The following is a 22,881-nucleotide window of genomic DNA, read 5'->3' as shown; positions in this document are numbered from 1 at the left end:
GCTACCTTGCTACAGCAAGCTTTTGACGTAGGCGTCAATGTCGCTGATATATTTTTCAATGCCAGAGGCATCTTTCTCACGAATTAGATGTTCCAGCGTTTCACATAACTGCTTGCCGGGAACCAGATTAAGCATGGCAAACACCCCTTTAAGCCGGTGTGCTGTCTGCGCCAGCGCTGCAAAATCATTCGCAGCGGACTCAGTATACAACCGCTTAACATCATCTGGTACTGTATCAACAAAGAGTGAATAGTAGCCACTGGCATGGAGTTCGGCATTTTCGTCACCGCCCAAAGGGGACTCCAGGATCTCTTCTTGCGCCAGCTGTTCTTCTATTAGTTGTAGTACAGCTTCCTGCATAGCATTGCTCATATTAAAGTTGACGCGCATCTGGCCTGGGCCGATTTTTCGCACGCCTGGCTCATCATCGCTTAAAAGCAAGCCGGAGGCTGTAAGATTAGACGGATTATCTGTTAAAAACAGATCAAATTCTTGACTCGTGAGCCTTTCATCAGGCGTGATGCACGCTGCTCCCCAGTTTTCTAACTGACGAACCACGATATTGCGGATCTCATTTGAGGTCACATCAACCATCACCGTCACTTCATCCAGCAGGCGTTCTTCATCTTCTTCTTGCGGATTCGCGGCCATTTTCACATGCAGAGAATAGCGGGTGCCGAGCGACTCCCGGGCTTTGATATTCAGATGCCCGCCAAGTTTGCGCGCCAGCTGATCGCACAGCCAGAAGGTCAGGGCATTGGCTTTGCCGTAGTGATCGTTCTGGGTATCGTTCAGGAACGGGAAGTGCAGATTATCAATTTCACTCGGGGTGACGCCTTCTCCGGTATCCAGAATACGGAACGTCAGCCTGTCGTCAGCCGATTCGTCGGTGCTGACCTCGAGCGTCACCTTGCCAATCTGGGTAGTGGTCACAGAATACTGAATCAGCATCAGCAGAATACGGCGCAGTGCTTCCCGATCGCCGTGGCGTTCGTCATTGGCAGGCAAGTGGTTGTTGATCAGTAGTTGCAGGCCTTTGCGTTTAATGACCGGCAGCACTTCAGGGACCACTTCGTCGATCAAATCCTGGATAGAGAAGAGGGTAGAGCTTCCTTTCCAGCTGTCATTTTCCAGCATATTCGCCAGCTGAATTTCATCCACCAGGCGAACCAGTGAATCCGCCTGGCTGGCTATCTGATGACCTTCAGGCGTGTTGATGCTGGCCACACCGCTCGCGAGGGCTTTCAATGGGCGTTTAAATGCCTCGCCAATATTCTGCATAAATGCCGCACGACCCTGCTGGTTTTTCTCGTAAAGTCGCTGCGCCTGCTTGAGCTTCTTGTTGACCAGCACTTCACGATCCTGGTCGCGGATAATAAAGATTTGCGTGCGGGAAGCGACCTGGCTGCGGAACTGACGGATTTCATACAGTTCATTATTGATGGTGGCCTGAATCACCCCCTGGTGCTGATCCGCCATGGTGGTGATGTTTTGCAGGTTAAGATGCGGCAGCAGGTGATCGGCAATCTTATTGCTCATCACCGTGCGGTTCGCCTCCTGGTCGTGAACCAGTACTCCAAGCGGCAGAACGGAAATAATCTCTTCATTCAACGCCCGCAGTATGCGCAGTTCATTACTGGTTCCCGCCGGGACAGATGCGGTTTCGCTCTGACGCCCGGGCTGAAAACGGAAAGTGCTGTAACCAAAAAGCGCCAGCGCCAGCAGACCAATGTTCAGCAGCAACGGCAGTAAAATGTTTTGCAGTGTATCAAGCAGTAAGGTGCCAAATGGCACTTGCCACACCAGGCGCATCCCGGTTGAGTTCAGCGAGGAGGCTATCTCTATCTTCGAGCCGTTGAAGGAGATAGCGACACTTTCAGCGCCTTCTTTCTCCGGCGGCGTGCGCATGTTTTGCGTGTTGTTATCGGGATCGAGACGGAAGCTGTCCAGCGGCATATCGGGTGGGATCAGGTCGTTGATAGGCAGATCAAATGCCACCACGGTCGCCAGATGCCCAGGCTGATTGAAGGTGGTACGAAGCGTAAAGTAGTGACCGTTTTGCCAGGCAAGGCGGCGTAATGAAGAGAAACTCTCGCGTTCATCAAGCGCGTTGGCTTGTTGCAGCATTTCTGCACGACGGGAATCCACAATGCTGCCCACCGTGGTTTCTTTAAACCCGGAGGAGAGATCTTTGAGCGGTAAGGTCGAAATCAGGATCATGCTGTTGTCCTGACCGTTCAGGTAGTACATCGACCACGGCACTGTTTCTGCACCCCAAAGGGTATCAAGGTACGAGGAGATGCGCTGGGTCATCTCAAGCGTTGCGCTGTCGTGCGAACCGAAAATGAGCGCTTCTGTTTTACGCTGCGGTTTTTCCAGGTAGTAAACGTCCTGCTTAAGGCGCGTTTCCTGTAACCCTTCTCCGGATGACGTTGCAGGCGCAGCGGCAATATTGTCGTAAATCTGCCAGGTGGCGTAGCGCCATGTATCGATGCGCTTATGCACCGCATGGGTGATATCCACGACCTGATAGCTTTTATCCTTCAGCCAGGCATTAACCGCACTCTGAACCATCACCCCCATCGTGACTAACAGCACGACGATCAACAGAAGAAAGAAACGGGTGATGCTCCCGGGAAGAAGGGAGAATTTGTTCGGGGCGGTGGTTTCAGACTGACTCATTGATATGTTAACCCGTGATGGCCGCGCTTTAATGGGATAGGGCAGTATAAAGGGTAATAACTGAATTTCCAGCGCCGTAGCCTGTGAATAGATGACTTTTTCCGTGGCGATTATCCCTGCACAACGTTGCATTAAACGTGTACAACTCGCGCGCGTTTGTACAAATAAGGAGCAGCGAGGTTCAGAAAATAGCACGATTTAACAAGAAATTATGCTTTGTAGCAACGGTGAATACGGAGAGATGATTTCGGCTGTATTTAATTAATAGTCGTTATGATTTCATGGCGGTAGCACAACGAAAATATAATTACGTAAAGAAAGGTAAAAAAAAACCGAATGCTCAGCATTCGGTTCAATTAGGGATAAACAGACATTCAAAACTGAATGACGGTAATAAATAAAGTTAATGATGATAGCGAGAGTTATTTTAGTGATTTTGCTGGATTTTGTTTTGTCATTCAGTGCTGTAACATTTTTCAATGTAACTCATTGATTTTGTATGGTGAACTTTTTCGTTTGATTATAAGTGCTATATTTCTAAGCTCTTCGTGCTTTGTAAAAGTTCCCGAGAATTTACAAAATGAAACATCTTGGGTGGAAAATGAAACATCTTCAAAGTTTTCGTATCATATTCCCGTTGGATTATTCTGTAATTTTAAGGAGAATGAAATTGCCGACTGGTTAAGAGGGTTAATCAGTAAGCAGTGGTAATAATAAGGCATATAACAGAGGGTTAATAACATGAAAGTTAAAGTACTGTCCCTCCTGGTACCAGCACTGCTGGTAGCAGGCGCAGCAAATGCGGCTGAAATTTATAACAAAGACGGCAACAAATTAGATCTGTACGGTAAAGTCGACGGCCTGCACTATTTCTCCGACGACAAAGGTAACGACGGCGACCAGACCTACATGCGTATCGGCTTCAAAGGCGAAACTCAGGTTAACGATCAGCTGACCGGTTATGGCCAATGGGAATACCAGATTCAGGGTAATACCTCTGAAAGCGACAACCAGGCCTGGACGCGTGTTGCGTTCGCAGGTCTGAAATTCGCCGATGCGGGTTCTTTCGATTACGGTCGTAACTACGGCGTTATCTACGACGTGACCTCCTGGACCGACGTTCTGCCAGAATTCGGCGGCGACACCTACGGTGCAGATAACTTCCTGCAATCCCGTGCTAACGGCGTAGCAACCTACCGTAACCAGGACTTCTTTGGTCTGGTTGATGGCCTGAATTTTGCTCTTCAGTATCAGGGCAAAAACGGTAGCGTAGACGGTGAGAACAACACCGGTCGTAGCACCCTGAAACAGAACGGTGACGGTTACGGTGCATCCCTGACCTACAACCTGGGCGAAGGCTTCAGCATCGGTGGTGCTATGTCTTCTTCCAAACGTACTTACGATCAGAACAACACCGCAGCGCTGGGTAACGGCGATCACGCTGAAGTCTACTCTGGTGGTCTGAAATATGATGCGAACAACATCTATCTGGCCGCTCAGTACTCTCAGACCTATAACGCAACCCGTTTTGGTAACTCCCAGAGCAGCAGCGACATCTACGGTTTTGCAAACAAAGCGCAGAACTTCGAAGTGGTTGCTCAGTACCAGTTCGACTTCGGTCTGCGTCCTTCCGTGGCTTACCTCCAGTCTAAAGGTAAGGACATCGAAGGTTACGGCGACGAAGATCTGCTGAAATATGTTGATGTTGGCGCGACTTACTACTTCAACAAAAACATGTCTACCTACGTGGACTACAAAATCAACCTGCTGGATGACAACAACTTCACCAAACAGGCTGGTATCGGTACTGATGACATCGTAGCGCTGGGTCTGGTTTACCAGTTCTAATCGCTTCTCAGTATTACAAAGGGGCCATCTGGCCCCTTTTTTCATACTTTTTTTGGGGTCTTACAAATGACCCTTTTTGGTGTACTCTTGCCGGCCTGGCATGAGGATAATAATGAATGGACATGACTTTTTTACGCGCCAGCTTTCTGGCTACCCTTTTTTTCCTGACAGCATGTGACTCTTCCACCCCCCCGGTGGCGAAAACAGACACCCCAGCGGCAACCGTTCTGGAAGGCAAAACGATGGGCACCTTCTGGCGTGTCAGCGTGATGCACCTCGATAGTGCACGTGCCGACGATCTGCGCGGTAAAATTCAGGCACAGCTTGATGCCGACGATCAACTGCTTTCCACATACAAAAATGACTCTGCGCTGATGCGCTTTAACCTCTCGAAAAGCACCTCGCTCTGGCCGGTAAGTGAAGCGATGGCTGATATCGTAATTGAGGCGATGCGCGTGGGTTATAAAACAAACGGCGCTATGGATGTCACAGTTGGGCCGCTGGTAAACCTGTGGGGATTTGGTCCGAATAAACAGCCGGTGACAACGCCCGATCAGGCGGCTATTGATGATGCGCGCGCCAGAACGGGTTTGCAGCATTTAACGGTGATTAATCAGTACGGGCAGCAGTATCTGCAAAAAGACATTCCTGATTTGTTTGTCGATCTCTCAACGGTAGGAGAGGGCTATGCCGCCGATCACCTTGCGGCACTGATGACTCAGGAAGGGATCTCGCGTTATCTGGTGTCGGTAGGTGGAGCCTTAGTCAGCCGGGGGATGAACGCCACGGGCAAAGCGTGGCGCGTGGCCATTCAAAAACCGACCGATCAACAAAACGCCGTGCAGGCAATTGTAGATATCAACGGCCACGGGATCAGTACGTCCGGCAGCTACCGCAACTATTACGAGCTGGACGGCAAACGCATTTCACATGTTATCGATCCGCAAACGGGGCGTCCGATCGAACACAATCTGGTGTCCGTGACGGTGATCGCCCCGACCGCCCTGGAAGCCGATGCCTGGGACACCGGGTTAATGGTCCTTGGCCCGGAAAAGGCTAAAGAGGTGGTGCGTCAGGAAGGCCTTGCGGTGTACATGATAACCAAAGAGGGCGATGGGTTTAAAACCTGGAGCTCCCCGCAGTTTGAAAGTTTCCTCGTGAGCGAACAAAATTAAAAAGCAAGGTTACGGGTTTTTGTCCGGTGGCACTCAGGCAAGGTATGAGTATGCTTGTAAGAGGAGCCGATGATGAAAAACCTGACCTTTAAAACCGATGAGGATCGCTGGCAGGCCGTGCTCGCCCGCGATCCACGCGCCGATAATCAGTTTGTCTTTGCCGTGCAAACGACCGGTATCTTTTGCCGCCCGTCCTGCCGGGCACGCCATGCGCTGCGCAAAAATGTTCGCTTTTATCCTGATGCCCAACATGCGGGGCAGGATGGCTTTCGCCCCTGCAAGCGCTGTATGCCGGATAAACGTGACCCGCAGGAGCAGAAACTGGCAAAAGTCGAACAGGCCTGCCGTCTGCTGGAACAGGACTCGTCCATTACCCTTGAACTGCTTTCGCAGCAGGTGGCGATGAGTCCATTCCATTTCCATCGCCTGTTTAAATCCATCACCGGCATGACGCCCAAAGCCTGGCAGCAGGCAGCACGCGATCGTCGCCTGCGCAGTGCGCTGGCACAGGGCGATAAAATTACCGATGCCGTGCTGGCCGCAGGTTTTCCCGACAGCAGCAGTTATTATCGTAAAGCCGATAGCGCGTTGGGTATGACCGCAAAACAGTACCGTAAAGGTGATGTTGCAGTGCATTACGCGCTGAGTAACTGCACCTTAGGCCGCTGCCTGGTGGCGGAAAGCGAGCGGGGGATCTGCGCTATTTTGCTGGGTGATGACGACGCGACGTTAACGGATGAGCTGCATTCCCTGTTTCCCCATGCCCAGCCCGAGCCTGCGGACGGCGCTTTTGCGCTGCGGGTTCGCCAGGTTATCGCAAGCCTCGACAACCAAAATACCCCGTTAACGTTACCGCTGGATATTCGCGGCACCGCTTTCCAGCAGCAGGTCTGGCAGGCGTTGCGCGCCATCCCCTGCGGTGAAACGGCAAGCTATCAGCAGGTGGCGAAAACCATTGGGAAACCCGCCGCGGTGCGCGCCGTTGCCGGGGCATGTGCTGCCAATAAGCTGGCGATAGTGATCCCCTGTCATCGGGTGGTGCGCAACGATGGCGCACTTTCAGGCTACCGCTGGGGCACTGCGCGCAAGGCGCTGTTATTACAACGTGAAGCGAAAAACCGGGAGGGATAATGCTCGATCTGTTCGCAGAGGCTGAACCCTGGCAAGAGCCGCTGGCACCGGGTGCGGTGATCCTGCGTCGTTTTGCGCTATCCCGCGCGGCGGCGCTGTTTGACGGTATAAATACCGTCGCGGCACGCTCGCCGTTTCGCCATATGGTGACGCCGGGCGGCTATACCATGTCAGTGGCGATGACCAACTGCGGCAGGTTAGGCTGGACGACGGACGATCGCGGTTATCTTTACGCCCCAGTAGATCCAATAACGGGTAACCACTGGCCAGCCATGCCCGATGCGTTTCTGGCGTTGTGCCATGATGCCGCCGTGGCTGCGGGTTATGCCGATTTTACCCCGGATGCCTGCCTGATTAACCGTTATGCCGTCGGCGCGAAGCTCTCGCTGCATCAGGATAAAGATGAGCCGGATTTACGGGCGCCCATCGTCTCAGTCTCTTTAGGGCTGCAGGCGGTCTTTCAGTTTGGTGGATTGCGGCGTAACGATCCGCTGAAACGCCTGATGCTGGAGCATGGCGACGTGGTGGTGTGGGGCGGGGAATCGCGGCTCTACTATCACGGTATTCAGCCGCTTAAACCGGGTTTTCATCCGCAGACGCAAGCGTTCCGCTATAACCTGACCTTCCGTCAGGCAGCGTATAGCGAATAAAAATAAGAATTATTCTTGATGTGAGCGCGGGGCAGTTTACACTGCTGGCTGATTTTTATTGCCTGGATTGCTCTGTATGCAACTACTTCTTCTTGTCTGGCGTCAGTACCGCTGGCCTTTTATGGCGGTGATGGCATTAAGCCTGGCCAGCGCGGCGTTAGGTATTGGCCTGATCGCGTTCATCAATGTGCGACTGATTGAAATGGTCGACACGTCATTGTCCGTTCTGCCAGAGTTTCTGGGTTTGCTGTTACTGTTGATGGCCGTGACGTTAGGCTCCCAGCTGGCGTTAACCGCGCTGGGCCACCACTTTGTTTATCGCCTGCGTAGCGAGTTTATCAAGCGAATTCTGGACACCCAGGTAGAGCGCGTCGAGCAACTCGGCAGTGCTTCTCTGCTGGCGGGGCTGACCAGCGATGTGCGTGCCATTACCATCGCATTTGTGCGTCTGCCGGAGCTGGTGCAGGGGATTATTTTGACCTTTGGCTCGGCGGCTTATCTTGCCTGGCTCTCAACCAAAATGCTGGCAGTGACCGCGCTGTGGATTGTGGTCACCATCTGGGGCGGTTACCTGCTGGTGGCGCGTGTCTACAAACACATGGCGGTGCTGCGTGAAACGGAAGATAAGCTCTATAACGATTATCAGACGGTGCTGGAAGGGCGCAAAGAGCTGACGCTGAACCGCGAACGTGCCGAGCATATCTTTAATCATCTCTATATCCCGGATGCCCGCGAGTATCGTCATCACATTATCCGGGCGGATACCTTCCACCTGAGCGCGGTGAACTGGTCAAACATCATGATGCTGGGTGCCATTGGCCTGGTGTTCTGGATGGCAAACAGTCTGGGATGGGCTGACACCAATGTCGCGGCGACCTACTCGCTGACGCTGCTGTTTTTGCGCACGCCGCTGCTTTCTGCCGTAGGGGCCCTGCCGACGCTGCTGAGCGCCCAGGTAGCTTTCAACAAACTGAAAAAATTCGACCTCGCGCCGTTTAAAGCCGAGTTCCCGCGCCCTAAGGCATTCCCGGACTGGAAAACCCTGGAACTGCGTAATGTGACTTTCCGCTACCAGGACAGCGCGTTTTCGGTTGGTCCGGTTAATCTCACCATTCACCGGGGTGAGCTGCTTTTCCTTATTGGCGGTAACGGCAGCGGGAAATCAACACTGGCGATGTTACTGACCGGGCTATACCAGCCGCAGTCCGGTGAGATCCTGCTGGATGGCAATACGCTGAACGCAGAGAAACCGGAGGACTACCGCAAGCTGTTTTCAGCGGTGTTCACCGATGTCTGGCTGTTCGAGCAACTGCTGGGATCAGAGGGGCAGCAGGCGAATCCGGCTTTGGTGGAGAAGTGGCTTTCGCATCTGCAAATGTCGCATAAGCTGGAGCTGAAAGAGGGCAAGATCCTGAACCTCAAGCTGTCCAAAGGGCAGAAGAAACGCGTGGCGCTGCTGCTGGCGCTGGCGGAGGAGCGTGACATCATCCTGCTGGATGAGTGGGCCGCCGATCAGGATCCGCATTTCCGCCGCGAATTTTATCAGGTGTTGTTGCCGTTGATGCAGGAAATGGGCAAAACCATCTTTGCCATCAGCCACGACGATCACTACTTCATTCACGCCGATCGCCTGCTGGAGATGCGTGACGGACAGTTGAGTGAGTTGATAGGTGAAGAGCGCGATGCTGCGTCCCGTGATGCGGTGGCGCGTACGGCGTAAGAGTTTGTGTGCCGGGTGGCGGCTTCGCATTACCCGGCCTACTTTTTATATTTCCTCGCTGCTTTTTTGCCCATCCCGTCCCGTTGTTTATTCTTATTTACATATCCCCGCGCTATGCTTGATGTCATCTCATTTCATGGATTAATGATTGATGTCGGTAATAAACAAAAACAGCGCAAGGCTGCGCGACCAGGAGCGTGCGCGGCTCATCTGGCTTCTCACGACCGATAAAGCGGTCACTTCAGCGTTATTAGGCAAACTGACCCTGGCTGAGCAATATGATGTCGGCACCTTATCCGACGATATTGCTGAGGTAGGTGCGCTGGTTGCTCATCTTCCGCCGCCTGACCTGGCGGATACTCTTGAAGCTCTCCCATCCGAAGAGCGTCACGCACTGTGGCGTCTGGTTGAGGATCACGAACGTGGTCAGGTATTACTGGAAGCTTCCGAAAACGTCTGGGATGACCTCATTGATGAGATGAGTGACCGGGATATTCTTGATGCGGTGCAGACCCTGGATATCGACGAGCAGATTTACCTTGTTCAGCACCTGCCGCGAAATTTGACCGGCCGACTGCTGGCGTCACTGCCAGCCGATGAGCGTGCCCGTGTACGCCAGGTGATGCATTACGAGAAAAACAGCGTCGGCGCGATTATGGAGTTTGGCGTCATCACGGTACGCCCGGACGTGACGCTTGGGGCGGTGCAGCGCTATCTGCGCCGCCTGGGCAAGATGCCGGACAACACCGATAAGCTGTTTGTGACCTCGCGTGATAAAACCCTGCTGGGTGAGCTTGAGCTGAAAACCATTCTGCTGAACAGTGCGCAGCGGCGGGTGAGTGAGGTGATGGAAACCGAGCCAATGGTCTTCTCACCTGAAGATGACGCCGAAAAAGCGGCACGAACCTTCGAACGTGACGACCTGGTCAGTGCGGCGGTGGTGGATTCCGTGGGCAAACTGATGGGGCGTCTGACCGTCGATGAGATTGTTGACGTGGTTTACGAAGAAACCGATAACGACCTGCGTGCTCTCGGGGGGTTGAGTGCGGAAGATGACGTACACGCCTCGGTGGGAAAAGCCGTTAAAACGCGCTGGGCATGGCTTGCCATTAACCTCTGTACCGCGTTCATTGCCTCCCGCGTGATTGATGGCTTTGAACACACGATTTCGCAACTGGTGGCGCTGGCCTCTCTGATGCCTATCGTCGCCGGGATTGGCGGGAACACCGGAAACCAGACCATTACTATGATTGTTCGCGCTCTGGCGCTGGAAAACATTCAGCCCGGTAACTTCGCGTTCCTCATCTTCAGGGAAATGGGGGTGGCACTGATTAACGGCCTGGTATGGGGCGGGATCATGGGAGGGATAACATGGTGGCTGTACAGCGATATGGCACTAGGCGGTGTGATGATGCTGGCGATGGTGCTTAACCTGCTGATGGCCGCCATGATGGGGGTGATTATCCCAATGACGATGACCAGGCTTGGGCGCGACCCCGCGGTGGGGTCGAGCGTGATGATCACCGCCATTACCGATACCGGCGGTTTCTTTATTTTTCTTGGGCTGGCGACGATTTTTCTGATGTAAGTTCGTGCCTGCGCTTAATACGCCCAGGGAGGATCGCCATTACAATAATCCCGCCGAGCACGCCAATGGCCAGATTACCGGTCGATACCGTCGCGGCTACGGTGACCAGCATCACCACCGTTTCTGCGATGGGTGCCCCTTTCACCGTCGCAGGCTGAATGCTGTGCCAGCTGAAGGTTTTGATGGCGACAATCGCCATAATCCCGGCCAGAACTGCCATCGGGATGTTGGCCATCACTTCGCTCAGCGCGGTGACCAGCACCAGCAGCACAATGCCTGCAGCGAGGGTCGAAATGCGGCTACGGCCTTTACCCATCTCCACGTTGACGATGGTTTGCCCAATCATGGCACAACCGGCAATGCCCCCGTAAAGACCGGCCATGATATTACCGATGCCCAGACCAATGCTTTCGCGGCGCTTGTCCGATGGCGTAACCGTCAGTTCATCCACCAGTTTTGCCGTCAGCAATGATTCCAGCAGGCCGACAAACGCGATACTTAACGCACAGGGCCAGATAATGCTCAGGGTTTCCAGATTCAGGGGGACAAGTAACTGAGTCAGCCCGGGAAGACCGCCACTCATCGAGCCTTCATCACCTACGGTAGGCAGGATTTGTCCGGTGGTCACCGTGAACAGGGTTAATACCACAATGGCAATTAGCGGAGAGGGAATGCTTTTTATATAGCGCGGAACCCACAGTACAATCAGCAGCGTCAGCACGAACAGGCCAACAATTAGCGGGCTTCTGCTCCAGAAATGGGGCACCTGAGCAAAGAAAATCAAAATCCCGAGCGCGTTAACGAACCCGGTCATCACCGACTGCGGTATGAAACGCATCAACCGCGCCATCCCGAGTGCGCCAAACAGGATCTGAATCACCCCCGCCATAATCACCGCAGGCAAAATGTACTGTACGCCGTGCTGGTGCACCATCGGGCCGATAACCAGCGCCACTGAGCCCGCCGCAGCCGTGACCATGGCCGGGCGACCACCGAGTACCGAGAGTACAAGACAAAGCACCACAGAGGCGATCAGGCTGACTTTCGGGTCAACGCCCGCAACCACGGAGAAGGAGATGACTTCAGGGGTCAGTGCCAGCGCGGTAATCACCCCGGCCAGTGTTTCACGGATGAAGAGCGTCGGGGATCGCAGCACAACAGCAATGCGGCCCTCATCGGGCAGAGAAGAGTGTGGTAATGACATAACAATTCGCAGGTTAGGGCAGGCTTCCGTGCGCGCGATCACAAAGTGCAGCATAGTAGCCAGAAAAACAGCGTTTTGCCAGTTGAACCCCCAATCCCCTACAAACAATCCATCATTAAATTTCACAATTACAATAATTTCGTAACCTTTAAACAATATTTAAAAGTTGTTACCGTTCCCCCCGCAGCTTTTTTCACCTGCAATTTCCACGCATAAAGCACTATTAATCTAAGGCATAAATTATGAAAAAAATGACTGCCATGCTCTTTTCTCTGGCTATGGGGCTGAATAGCGTCTCGATGGTGGCTAACGCTGCCGCGCCAAAAGAGCAGGAAACGGACGTCCTTTTAATTGGTGGTGGCATCATGAGCGCCACGCTGGGAACCTATCTGCAAGAATTAGAGCCGGACTGGTCGATGACCATGGTCGAACGTCTTGATGGTGTGGCTCAGGAGAGCTCTAACGGCTGGAACAACGCCGGCACCGGGCACTCGGCACTCATGGAACTGAACTACACACCGCAGAAAAAGGACGGTTCCATTAGTATCGAGAAGGCGGTAGAGATCAACGAAGCGTTCCAGATCTCCCGCCAGTTCTGGTCACACCAGGTAAACAGCGGTGTGATGCACGATCCGCACGCCTTCATCAATACCGTGCCGCACATGAGCTTTGTGTGGGGCGATCAGAACGTCAACTTCCTGCGCGCGCGTTACGCGGCCTTACAGCAGAGCACGCTGTTCCGCGGTATGAAGTACTCAGAAGACCACGCGCAGATTAAAGAGTGGGCTCCGCTGGTGATGGAAGGTCGTGATCCAAATCAGAAAGTGGCCGCCACCCGCACTGAAATTGGTACGGACGTCAACTACGGCGAAATTACCCGCCAGCTGGTGGGCTCTCTGAAGAAAAAAGAGAACTTCAAACTGCAACTGAGCACCGAAGTGCGCGGCTTCAAGCGCAATGCGGATAACAGCTGGAGCGTGACGGTTGCCGATCTGAAAAACAACGACGCTGAACATGTAATTAAAGCGAAGTTTGTCTTTATCGGTGCGGGCGGTGCAGCGCTGAAATTGCTTCAGGAATCAGGCATTCCTGAAGCTGACGACTATGCTGGCTTCCCGGTAGGCGGGCAGTTCCTGGTGTCGGATAACCCGGAAGTGGTGAACCGTCATCTGGCGAAAGTGTACGGTCAGGCTTCTGTAGGGGCGCCGCCGATGTCCGTTCCGCACATCGATACCCGTATTCTTGACGGTAAGCGCGTCGTGCTGTTCGGGCCATTCGCGACCTTCTCTACCAAATTCCTGAAAAACGGTTCTCTGTTCGATCTGCTGAGCGCGACCACTACCTCCAACTTCAAACCGATGGTCGACGTGGGTCTGGATAACTTTGATCTGGTGAAATACCTGATTAGCCAGGTCATGCTTTCTGACGACGATCGTTTCGCGGCGCTGAAAGAGTACTATCCGCAGGCGAAGAAAGAAGACTGGCGTCTGTGGCAGGCGGGTCAGCGCGTGCAGATCATCAAGCGCGATCCAAAAGAGGGCGGTGTGCTGCGTCTGGGTACTGAAGTGGTGAGCGATAAAGACGGCACCATCGCGGCCCTGCTGGGCGCGTCACCGGGAGCGTCCACCGCTGCACCAATCATGCTGCATCTGATGGAAAAAGTGTTTAAAGATAAAGTAGCCAGCCCGGAATGGCAGGCGAAGCTGAAAACCATTATCCCGTCTTACGGTACAAAGCTGAACGGTAACGTGGCAGCAACGGAGCAAGAGCTGGAGTACACCAGCCACGTTCTGCAACTGCAATATGTTAAGCCACAGGCTGCTGAAGCGGCGCCGAAGGCAGAGCTGAAGCCTCAGGCGGAAAACAAACCGGTTGCGGATATCGCGCTGTAAGGTAAAAGCAAAACGGTAACAGACGTTACCGTTTTTAGTGTTTTCTCCCTCTCCCGGTGGGAGAGGGGTGGGGTGAGGGCACCAGAGCGCACCCTTTCCAGGTCGGGTAAGGCGAAGCTGTCACCCGACTTATTTTTAACGTACTACCGCTTGTCCGATAGTCTCATCTGCCTTCCACACCCGATATTTCACGTCGATGTTTTCAGGCGTATAGACCACAATGGGCAGCTTGCTGTTGTAGCGCAGCAGACTGTTATCACCCAGATACGCGGTCACAAATTTCTTCTCTTTTTTACCGTCCGGGCAGGCCATCATGGTCGATACCGGAGAGGTGACTTTATCAAAGACGTAGTAGTCGTAACCCCAGCCTTCCAGGGTTTTACTTTCCAGTTGACCGCCCAGGCGATGCTGGTTGCAGTCCACTTCCAGGGTCTGCCCAATCAACAGTTCCACTTTGAAATTTGCTTCATCCTGCTGAACCGGTAATTGGATCACCTGACGCTTCATGCCTTTTTCCGCTTGCGGATAAGGCGCGACTTTTTCCAGAGGCTGCTCTTTTGAGGTTTCACTGGCAAAAGCGCTGGTGCTGACGCACGCTGCGGCGATGAGGGCAATGGCAAATTTAGGTGCGTTTTTCACAGTCATTCCTTTATGTCAAAACGATCCTGTCCAGATTAGCATAACGTTAGTGAATGGTTGGACGTATTTACTTATATTTTAATTTGTTTTAGTGCAATAAACTGCATTTTAAGAGTTTTGGTGGTTGTTAATTCTGTCATGGAGTCAGGCTGGAGATCGTGTTAGTGTTAGCGCTAAATAATGTTGTTCATCTGTAAAGGAAAGAGAGACATGGTTCGCGCAAAACTGAAAACACCTGAAGGCCGGAAGTTTTTACTGGCACTGCTCGTTGTGTTTATGATTGCTGCCGCAGGCGTTGGGCGGGCAACCATTGTCGGTGTTATCGAGCAGTATAACATCCCACTTTCCGAGTGGACGACCAGCATGTATGTGCTGCAATCAGCGATGATCTGCGTTTACAGCCTGGTGTTTACCGTTCTGCTCGCCATCCCGTTGGGGATCTATTTCCTGGGTGACCGCGAAAAGCATTAAGTCCCCATATTGCTATACTAAAGCCATCCTTCGGGTTGGCTTTTTTTATGTCATTATTTTCATTAACGATATTTATTCTCATTTCTATGATGCTCTGTTTCGACCGCATGATTGTTCAACAGAAAGCAGGAGACGTTAATGCTATCCCGGTTTGCAACGCTTAGCCGGATCCCAAAGGGAGTCTGGGTGGTGGGCGGTGTCAGTATGCTGATGGACATCTCATCAGAAATTATCCATAGCCTGTTGCCGCTGTTTATGGTGACTACGCTTGGGGCCAGCGTGATTTTTATCGGCCTGATTGAAGGACTGGCAGAAGCCACCGCGTTGTTTATCAAAATCTTTTCCGGGGCGATCAGTGATTACATCGGTAAAAGAAAAGGACTAGCAGTGCTGGGTTATGGGCTGGGGGCGTTAAGTAAACCGTTGTTTGCGATAGCCTCGTCGTCCGGCATGATTTTAGGTGCGCGATTAATCGACCGCGTGGGGAAGGGGATACGCGGTGCACCGCGAGATGCGTTAGTCGCGGATGTTACGCCACCCGAACTGCGCGGTGCAGCGTTTGGCCTGCGTCAGTCAATGGACACCGTCGGCGCTTTTCTCGGGCCTTTGATCGCAGTAGGGTTAATGCTGCTGTGGAATAATGACTTCCGCACTATTTTCTGGGTCGCGGTGATCCCCGGCGTGCTCGCTGTCGCGCTGCTGTTTTTTGGACTGCATGAGCCAAAAACGCCGGTTGAGCACAAACGGAGCAATCCGGTAAAAAAAGAGAATCTTAAGCGGCTGGGTAAAGGGTGCTGGTGGGTCATCGGTTTAGGGGCTGTCTTCACCCTTGCGCGTTTCAGTGAAGCATTTCTGGTGCTTCGGGCGCAGCAGTCGGGCGTACCGCTAGCTCTGATCCCGCTGGTCATGGTTGCCATGAACCTGCTCTATTTCCTTTCTGCCTATCCGTTTGGCAAATTATCCGATGCGATGAGTCATACCCGCCTGTTGCAGTGGGGGCTGGTGGTATTAATCGCAGCGGATATTGTGCTGGCGTTCACGACCCACTGGACAGGCATTATTCTGGGTGTTGCGCTCTGGGGCGTGCATATGGGAATGACCCAGGGACTGCTTGCGGCAATGATTGCGAAAACGGCACCCGCGGATTTGCGCGGCACGGCTTACGGTATTTTCAGCATGATCAGTGGCGTCGGATTATTGATTGCCAGTGTGGTGGCCGGGGTTATCTGGGAAACGTGGGGCGCGGAATATACGTTTTATACCGGGGCGGTTATCTGTCTGCTGACGCTCTGTTACCTGATTAGAATGCCGGATGAAGTGCAATAAAAAAACCAGCCATATGGCTGGTTTTCAGGGATTTTTGGTCGGCACGAGAGGATTTGAACCTCCGACCCCCGACACCCCATGACACCAGTTTAAATTACTCTAAAGCCGCGTGGTGTCTGGCTTACAGCTTATTTGACTGTATAAACAAACAGTGTCTTTTATGCATTTTGCGCTCTATATACATCAATGAGTTAAGGGGTAGTTTCACCATCCCTTACCCCGCCTTGATCTCCCCATGGGGAACCATAACCCAGTCGATATGGTTGCTGGTATATATCTTTGTTGATTTAGCGTCACTGTGTGCCATCCTGCCCTGAGGATCAATGCCCTGGCTATCAAACAAGTGAGCAGCAAGAGCCCTTATCTCGTGAAATGTAGGCCGTTCATCCATTGGTAGATGTCCGCATAACCCAAGCTTGTCACGCAGGGCAGAGAACGAACGGCTGAGATAATCTGGAGCTACCTGGGTAGGGTGCGAAACTTCTTTACTCCGCTTGTTATTTCTCTCTGGTATACGGTGCACAACGTAAGGGCTTGCAACGCTATCCCTGCTTTCATCAATAATCCTCTTCAACTCTTCTCCAATAGGGATCGCTACGTGTGATGCCTCTTTCCTCTGCACCTTCTGCCGGTGAATATATAACGTTCCATAAATATTATTTTCAGGTTGTTCAAACCATACACAACCACACACACCGTTTTTAGGTTCCTTAATTGAATATTTAATTCTGGAAACTTCGAGGCGTGCATGTGTTGTTTGAAGAGCCAGATCCATTGCTGTTCTTAACCATGGTTCCGCTGCATTTCTAATGGCAATAAAAATATCAAACGGTAGGCGCTTACGTTTTTTCTCTTCAACCCGGCGCATTTTTTTCCGGCTTGCCGGGTTATCCATCATTAACGATTCGTCTACTGCATAAGAGAATAGTTTTTTTAAAAAGCTGACCTTGCGGTTCTGAACGTTAGCAGACGATTCGGAGTGATACCGGTTAATAAACTGGTTAACATGCTCAAGTTCAATGTCACAGGCAGGAATATCAACGAAATACTCTTTCACCCTGATCGCATCATTGCGCCAGTCTTCAAGGGTGCTTTGTGATGGATTTTCATCTGCAATAGCGCGAGACATTATTCGGTCGACATGCTGTGCAAACGGTTTAGCTTCACCATTATAGCCGCCAGAGTCCCGAATTAAGCTCTCAACAGATGGCGCTGTCTCTGGTCGCATTCTCAGGTTGTACTCTTTTGCTATGGCTATGGCCATAACACGGTCAGTACCAATGCTTTTACGCTTACCGGTTATGAGCGTAAATCGGTACTGGCCCGTAGCTTTATCGAAAAGCAGGAAGTCAGGGAGATTTCTGTTCTCCCTTTTGCGTGGTCTTGCGGCCATGTTAATCCTCTTGAATTAACCGACGAACCATCTCACTGACCATTGAATCAACTCCCCACTTTTCGGAGGAACTGACAAGGATCGCGCCATCAACTATACGGCCTTGAAGTTTACCGTTTTCTATCCAGCGCTTGATAGTTCTGTTATCTGGTAATGAGCCTGCTTCAAACTCTCGTTTTTTCCACTGACTCGCCTTCATTAACTTGGCCATGGTCATTTCCCCACTTAACCGGCTGCACCCGGTATTTATTTATAGAACACACACGATGAACACCCACCACGGAGTCCATCATTGCATGTGAGACATCTCTTTGTTTCAGTTCGGTAGAGCTGGTGGACCATTTCCTTAGGCATCAGAACCGGCATCGGCACGCGGATAACCAGTTTCTTGAGCCTGTCGATTTCCGCTGCGTGTTCCATAGCGATTTGCTGCCACTCCTGCGCCTCAGCTTTCCACCAGGCTACGTTTGCTTGAAGGCGGCGCGAACGCCGCTTTTTGAGTTTGCTCACCATGGCCACCCCAACTCATGGAGCGCTCCACCTGTCAGCAGAGCAAACATGATTACGTCGAATGGGTTATCCATCACCAAATCGCCCCCATCTCACCGCTCATGAATCTTGCAATAACGATCAGCACCAGAGTGATTATTACTACTTTGACAGGAGGCATCACTTCACCTCCTGCTGCGGTGCTGCTGGCAGTGGCATCCAGTAAGTGACTGGATGGTGAAGAAGGTCGATAAATTCATGGTGCTCATCCTGCCAACGCTCATCATCTTCAAGGTGCTCAGAGTCGTTATGCATACCCATACCAACCCACACGTCATTGCAGACCAGAACATATTGTTTTGGCGTAGGCATCCTCTCACTGCAAGCCACCCAGCCATCTGACAACTCATCACGATTACTTACAGATTCGGCACCCTGAAGCATGGCGGCGCGGCAGGCGTCAAACACAGCATTGTTAAACTTCACACCTTCAAACAAGATTTTTCCATTATGCTCAAACCAGAACTCGGACTTCTCAGCATCCGGTAAGAGGCTTTTAAGCACGCCATCAGGCACAGATACCGGCGCTGGAGGGGCGGTATATAGCGGACCAGGCTTGATATCATGACGGCGCAGGCGGACATCACAGGTTCTCTCTTCGTTTGGCGAAGACCATGCAACAACATCAGCTACAGCCTCCGCTTCGAGCGATGCCAGCGCTATACGCAGCGCTGCCAGCGTGTTGCTGTCGTCTTCGTCCAGGCCGAACGGGATTTCATTGCGGGCAGCTTCCATTGCTGCGATTTTCTGCGAAAGCCATTTTTTGGTAATAGTGCTCATGGGTTAGTCCTCCCTGTCAGGCGTTCGCGGAGAGTTAACTTGCGTGGCAATCTTTCGTGGTCAGCAATCTCGATCACAGTGAATGCGCATTTGTCGAAGGTACTTTCCCGCTGATGTGTAAGCAGAACAGCTTCGTTGTGAGCTTCAACTTTGTCTTTCGCGCCTAGTTCATGCACATCAAACCCATTGCTACTGACGTGCCACCCGTGAATAACTGCGATGTAACGAGCCATATCACTCTCCTTTAGGGCTGCTGGCGGCGATTTTGATACCACCTTCTTTAAGGGCGCGATGGAATTCCAGGCGAACACCAACCAGAATATCTTCGCGTTCACGCATGGTTACTTCAGCAAGATAATCACTTAGCATTTTCAACTCAGGCAACTTCACCTCCCGCGCCTCCAGCTCAGCAATCAGCTTCTCCGCTACCTCAGCGCGCTCCTGTAACTTAATTGCCGCTTCAATACCGCCAGCGACGCGCGAATTTTTGGCCTGAGATGCTTCCAGCTCATCCAGCAGCGCCAGCACTGTGGCGGGGTCACACAACCTGAAGAACAACTCATCAGCTTCACTATTTCCACCAATGAATCCGTACTCCATATTTTTATGGTCGGTTTGCAGAACCAAAGAGCCATCGTTACCGAAGCACTGATATTTGATACTGCCACTGCCATCAATTCTGTCTCCGATGCGACCAGGCGTAGCCTTCTCCGCCGCCTCGCGTAATGCGCGTTTGTCGATGTTGTTCATTGGGCGGCTCCTTCTGTCCGTACCGGGATGAAGCGCGATGGCGACCAGTCGCAATAGGTATCCGTTTCTGTATGCCCACACAGAAATTTACAGCGCCGGATGTGATGGAAGTTACCGCAGCTCTCGCCCTTTGGCAGGCGCATCTTGTCCGGGTCAGTCGGGTCATAGTTCAGCGCTTTAGTGATTTCGCTCATGACTGCACTCCTTTGCGAAGCTGGGCGGCGATGTCTTCGAGTACGCCATCAGCGAACGAGCGATCGAAATCCCCCTCCGGCGCATCAGCCATAAACTCTGTAGATGTGAGAATCATCCGTGCGATGTCTGCCGCGTTCTTCGCCGTGTCATCGATAAATCCTGCATCCCATGCAGCCAGCATCCGGTTAGCAACAAAGTGAGCGCCTTCCTTGTGAGCCTGCGCACGCACTTCAGCCAGGAAAGCGGAGGTCGCCGGGGTTTTCTTCATGACGTAGACGGTGTCTTCTCCAGCCTCATGGCCACAGATGTAACCGTGCAGTGCAGGTTGATAGGCTTCCCGTCCAAACAAGCCAAGACGTTCGCCAAGCTCCTGAATATCAGCACCGTCAAGTGATGCGCCATCAGCCGCAGCACGGAAACAGGGTTTGACAAAATCCTTCAGCCCCGCACTCTCCGCAGCCAGAGCTGCCGCATCATCACGAACCTTACGTAGCTCCAGAACAGCAACTTGAACTGCATACGCGAACATAGCGGCGGGGCGGTCACCTGCTTTTTCACTGTCGCGCTGCATGTTGACTGCAACAGTCATCAGTTCATCCAGTTGCTCGCCGGTCATTGGTTTATTGGCTGTCATGACTATTCTCCTGTTGCAGTTTGTGCTGCTTAACAAAGTGGGCCACAGCCTTTGACTGGCTAGTTACGACACCATTAAGGGTTACGTTTTTTCCGCGATAGATTTGAGCTGTACCGATTTCAACACCGCCTAGGCTGACGTGAAGAGTTTTCCCACGAACTTCAGCGGAAGGTATTGGCTGTGACAGGCGGTAGGTTTCACGGGCATCAGTGATCGCTTTGTGCTCGTCGATAATCGACAGAGCTTCTGCCAGTGCCGTACCTTCAAGAGTGAAAACACCTTCATCACTGATTGCAGCCTGGGCCATCAGCTCGACGAAACGGCGCGCGTTCTTGATGCTGAGTTCTGGAGCGATAGAGCTGCGGGTAACTTTCGTTTTGCCCTGGGCAGCAGCTACAGCTTTGTCATGCTGGAGAACTTCACCGGCCTGTTCGCCATACTCACGAACGCGGTCAACAGCAACATCAACAGACACTGCACCGGATTTAACTTCCTGCTGCACGTCATGGTTTGCTGTACTGAGGAGTAACAACTTCTCGACGGTGGCTACGGACTTATTAACCAGCTTCGCAATCTCGCTGGTGGTCTGGTTGAAAGCGTTATGCAGCTCCTGAATAACCGCTGCCTGTTCCATATCGGAGAGAGGAAGCTGGTTGTTACTGGTCATGATGCGGGCCAGACGCTGAACATCGCTACCGTTGAACGGCATGATGTGGATTCGGTCTACCGGCTTACCAGCTTCAGCACAACGCGCATAGCAACGGCGGCGGCGGTGGCCTTCAACAACCCAGACACCACCTTCATCACGGGCGATAACTTCTAGTGGAGGAACGGAACCACCATTCATCAGGTAGTTAAACAGTTCATCATCAGCCTGGCGGGTGCGCTCGTCGTCTTCACGTTTGTTGAAGCCTTCACGCACATGGATATCGGACAGGGCGATAAACATCCCGGTGTCGGTACGCTTAATGCTTCCGTCACGGGTCATCTGTTTGAATGAATTAGCCATTGATAGCAGCCTCATCAGTTTTATCTTCGCTGCGAATGTATGAGGCATAACTTTCTGCTCGTTCGGCAGTTAGTCTGTAACTGCATTGCATGTTCACTGAACATCCTTTTTCATCGGCAAACTTGCGGTACAGGATGGCCAGTTCATCAACGGCGTTCGATTTAAACTCCTTAATCACATAGTCAGTAACAGGCGTCAGTTCGCGCAGCTCTCGCTGAGCTTCCAGTTGATGCATATTGGTATGCTTCTTGGTGTGACGCTCGACGATGCGGTCACACTCTTTAGCCCAGCAAGTTACGTCATCGCGAAGGACAGTGTTTTCAATGGCAAGAGCGGAGCGTTGATGCATGGATTCGCACAGCGCCACACTGGTGATGTCGAGACGGTTGGCAAGCTCATTCATAAGCTGAGCTGATGCAACTGGCAGGAACTTCGCTGCTGTACGTGCCGCGTCGATCAGTTGTTCCCTGGTCATGCGTGGTTGTAACTCTGTGACGTTCTGTGTGTTCGTCATGGATAGTTTCTCCGTGTTATAAGCGATCTGCACAGCGCTGAATTTTGGTTGCACGAATCCCTCGCAAGATGGCGACAAAAAATAAAAGGGTTTCGTTTTAGTAAGCACCCAACCAGGACGCTTAGTGAAACGGGCGGCTGCAACCGCCAGTTAGTTTCTCCACAATTGGGAGCGCGTTCTCCTGAGTTGATTTAACGACTGCGGCCTCTCAAGAAAAATTCCGAACGCGCTTTCAGTTGTGAAAAAATGCGGTGGTCAGCAAGGAAAACAAACAAAGCACTGCCACCGCCAAGACTACACACAGCACATCATTACAAGTTACAGGGTTAGAGGTTGTGGCGGTGGTGCCTCCACCTGCCGGTTAAGCCATTACCAGCGACGTCACACTATCAAGAGCGCATTCATTAAAAAGTTGAATGAGTTTGGCTTCGTCACGTGCGCATAGCCGCATAACCACAACGTTGAGAGCACTAAATGATGCTTCTAACAGCTATCGGTTGGGCATCACGTCCGCGCTGCGGGTCGATGTGCTTATTCACAGATAGTGCTCTCATCGTTGCATCCTCGTCTCTTCCGAGGTGTCACTCCTAATCGCCACGCTGGTGAAACGCTTCTGGCTGTCGTACGCGCCTGGCTTGCACATTCCGGCTACCCGCTGGATCTGGATATGTCTTGCAAGGAATCCCCGGACCGCTGCGGCACATGTGCCATATACCGTACTGAAAAGTTGT

General features: G+C 52.2%; 21 protein-coding genes. 9 read left to right on the top strand and 12 right to left on the bottom strand.

What is annotated here, in order from left to right; genetic code table 11:
• Positions 1-9: 9 nt before the first annotated feature.
• Positions 10-2,682, bottom strand: coding sequence for a phosphotransferase RcsD (gene rcsD / locus HV107_RS01825; protein ID WP_182061833.1), 2,673 nt, complete (start codon positions 2,680-2,682; stop codon positions 10-12).
• A 741-nt stretch (positions 2,683-3,423) separates the two neighbouring features.
• Between rcsD and HV107_RS01820 the strand changes: the two genes are divergently transcribed.
• From HV107_RS01820 to mgtE, 6 genes are all read left to right on the top strand, one after another.
• Positions 3,424-4,530 carry a porin OmpC gene (locus HV107_RS01820; RefSeq protein ID WP_182061832.1) on the top strand — a complete coding sequence of 369 codons (1,107 nt, stop codon included), beginning with the start codon at positions 3,424-3,426 and terminating at the stop codon, positions 4,528-4,530.
• Between the two features lie 116 nt (positions 4,531-4,646).
• Positions 4,647-5,705, top strand: coding sequence for an FAD:protein FMN transferase ApbE (gene apbE, locus HV107_RS01815; protein ID WP_182061831.1), 1,059 nt, complete (start codon positions 4,647-4,649; stop codon positions 5,703-5,705).
• A 72-nt stretch (positions 5,706-5,777) separates the two neighbouring features.
• Complete coding sequence (gene ada / locus HV107_RS01810; protein ID WP_182061830.1) at positions 5,778-6,836, top strand: bifunctional DNA-binding transcriptional regulator/O6-methylguanine-DNA methyltransferase Ada; 1,059 nt, start codon at positions 5,778-5,780, stop codon at positions 6,834-6,836.
• Entirely contained in the window at positions 6,836-7,486 is a 651-nt protein-coding gene (gene alkB, locus HV107_RS01805) for a DNA oxidative demethylase AlkB (RefSeq protein ID WP_182061829.1), read from the top strand. The genes ada and alkB overlap by 1 nt, the downstream gene beginning before the upstream one ends.
• Positions 7,487-7,562: 76 nt before the next feature.
• Positions 7,563-9,206 (top strand): multidrug ABC transporter permease/ATP-binding protein, encoded by a 1,644-nt coding sequence (locus HV107_RS01800; RefSeq protein WP_182061828.1) that lies wholly within the window; start codon positions 7,563-7,565, stop codon positions 9,204-9,206.
• A 151-nt stretch (positions 9,207-9,357) separates the two neighbouring features.
• Positions 9,358-10,794 (top strand): magnesium transporter, encoded by a 1,437-nt coding sequence (mgtE, locus tag HV107_RS01795; protein WP_182061827.1) that lies wholly within the window; start codon positions 9,358-9,360, stop codon positions 10,792-10,794.
• Here mgtE and HV107_RS01790 read toward each other — a convergent pair.
• Positions 10,757-12,052, bottom strand: a complete 1,296-nt coding sequence (locus HV107_RS01790) for a SulP family inorganic anion transporter (RefSeq protein ID WP_182061826.1) — start codon at positions 12,050-12,052, stop codon at positions 10,757-10,759. The two genes, mgtE and HV107_RS01790, sit on opposite strands and share 38 nt — an antisense overlap.
• 188 nt (positions 12,053-12,240) lie before the next feature.
• On the opposite strand from HV107_RS01790, the gene mqo reads away from it, so the two are divergent.
• A complete protein-coding gene (gene mqo / locus HV107_RS01785) occupies positions 12,241-13,890 on the top strand; it encodes a malate dehydrogenase (quinone) (RefSeq protein ID WP_182061825.1) in 1,650 nt (549 codons plus the stop codon).
• 135 nt (positions 13,891-14,025) lie between these two features.
• On the opposite strand, the gene eco is transcribed toward mqo, so the two are convergent.
• Entirely contained in the window at positions 14,026-14,535 is a 510-nt protein-coding gene (eco, locus tag HV107_RS01780) for a serine protease inhibitor ecotin (protein ID WP_182061824.1), read from the bottom strand.
• Between the two features lie 204 nt (positions 14,536-14,739).
• On the opposite strand from eco, the gene HV107_RS01775 reads away from it, so the two are divergent.
• Both HV107_RS01775 and HV107_RS01770 read left to right on the top strand, forming a co-directional pair.
• On the top strand, positions 14,740-15,000 hold the full coding sequence (locus tag HV107_RS01775) for a DUF2534 family protein (RefSeq protein ID WP_014071065.1): 261 nt from the start codon (positions 14,740-14,742) through the stop codon (positions 14,998-15,000).
• A 138-nt stretch (positions 15,001-15,138) separates the two neighbouring features.
• Positions 15,139-16,326, top strand: coding sequence for an MFS transporter (locus HV107_RS01770; RefSeq protein ID WP_182061823.1), 1,188 nt, complete (start codon positions 15,139-15,141; stop codon positions 16,324-16,326).
• A 214-nt stretch (positions 16,327-16,540) separates the two neighbouring features.
• On the opposite strand, the gene HV107_RS01765 is transcribed toward HV107_RS01770, so the two are convergent.
• The 9 genes from HV107_RS01765 to HV107_RS01725 all read right to left on the bottom strand — a co-directional run bounded on the left by HV107_RS01765 (position 16,541) and on the right by HV107_RS01725 (position 22,150).
• Positions 16,541-17,719, bottom strand: a complete 1,179-nt coding sequence (locus HV107_RS01765; RefSeq protein ID WP_182061822.1) for a phage integrase Arm DNA-binding domain-containing protein — start codon at positions 17,717-17,719, stop codon at positions 16,541-16,543.
• Position 17,720: 1 nt separating this feature from the next.
• Positions 17,721-17,930, bottom strand: coding sequence for a hypothetical protein (locus tag HV107_RS01760; protein ID WP_182061821.1), 210 nt, complete (start codon positions 17,928-17,930; stop codon positions 17,721-17,723).
• Positions 17,931-18,388: 458 nt separating this feature from the next.
• Positions 18,389-19,048 (bottom strand): DUF551 domain-containing protein, encoded by a 660-nt coding sequence (locus tag HV107_RS27175; protein ID WP_259349674.1) that lies wholly within the window; start codon positions 19,046-19,048, stop codon positions 18,389-18,391.
• Positions 19,045-19,281 carry a hypothetical protein gene (locus tag HV107_RS01750; RefSeq protein WP_182061820.1) on the bottom strand — a complete coding sequence of 79 codons (237 nt, stop codon included), beginning with the start codon at positions 19,279-19,281 and terminating at the stop codon, positions 19,045-19,047. Before HV107_RS01750 ends, HV107_RS27175 begins: the two co-directional genes overlap by 4 nt.
• Position 19,282: 1 nt before the next feature.
• Entirely contained in the window at positions 19,283-19,798 is a 516-nt protein-coding gene (locus tag HV107_RS01745) for an ead/Ea22-like family protein (RefSeq protein WP_182061819.1), read from the bottom strand.
• Positions 19,795-19,992, bottom strand: coding sequence for a hypothetical protein (locus tag HV107_RS01740; RefSeq protein WP_182061818.1), 198 nt, complete (start codon positions 19,990-19,992; stop codon positions 19,795-19,797). The genes HV107_RS01745 and HV107_RS01740 overlap by 4 nt, the downstream gene beginning before the upstream one ends.
• Complete coding sequence (locus HV107_RS27170) at positions 19,989-20,522, bottom strand: ead/Ea22-like family protein (RefSeq protein WP_409050280.1); 534 nt, start codon at positions 20,520-20,522, stop codon at positions 19,989-19,991. The genes HV107_RS01740 and HV107_RS27170 overlap by 4 nt, the downstream gene beginning before the upstream one ends.
• Before the next feature lie 91 nt (positions 20,523-20,613).
• A complete protein-coding gene (locus HV107_RS01730) occupies positions 20,614-21,636 on the bottom strand; it encodes a chromosome partitioning protein ParB (protein WP_182061817.1) in 1,023 nt (340 codons plus the stop codon).
• Entirely contained in the window at positions 21,629-22,150 is a 522-nt protein-coding gene (locus HV107_RS01725; RefSeq protein WP_259349672.1) for a hypothetical protein, read from the bottom strand. Before HV107_RS01725 ends, HV107_RS01730 begins: the two co-directional genes overlap by 8 nt.
• Positions 22,151-22,881 lie beyond the last annotated feature (731 nt).

Source organism: Enterobacter sp. RHBSTW-00175, assembly GCF_013927005.1.
In the GTDB taxonomy this organism is placed as follows: domain Bacteria; phylum Pseudomonadota; class Gammaproteobacteria; order Enterobacterales; family Enterobacteriaceae; genus Enterobacter.
This window is presented reverse-complemented; position numbering and strand designations above follow the sequence as displayed.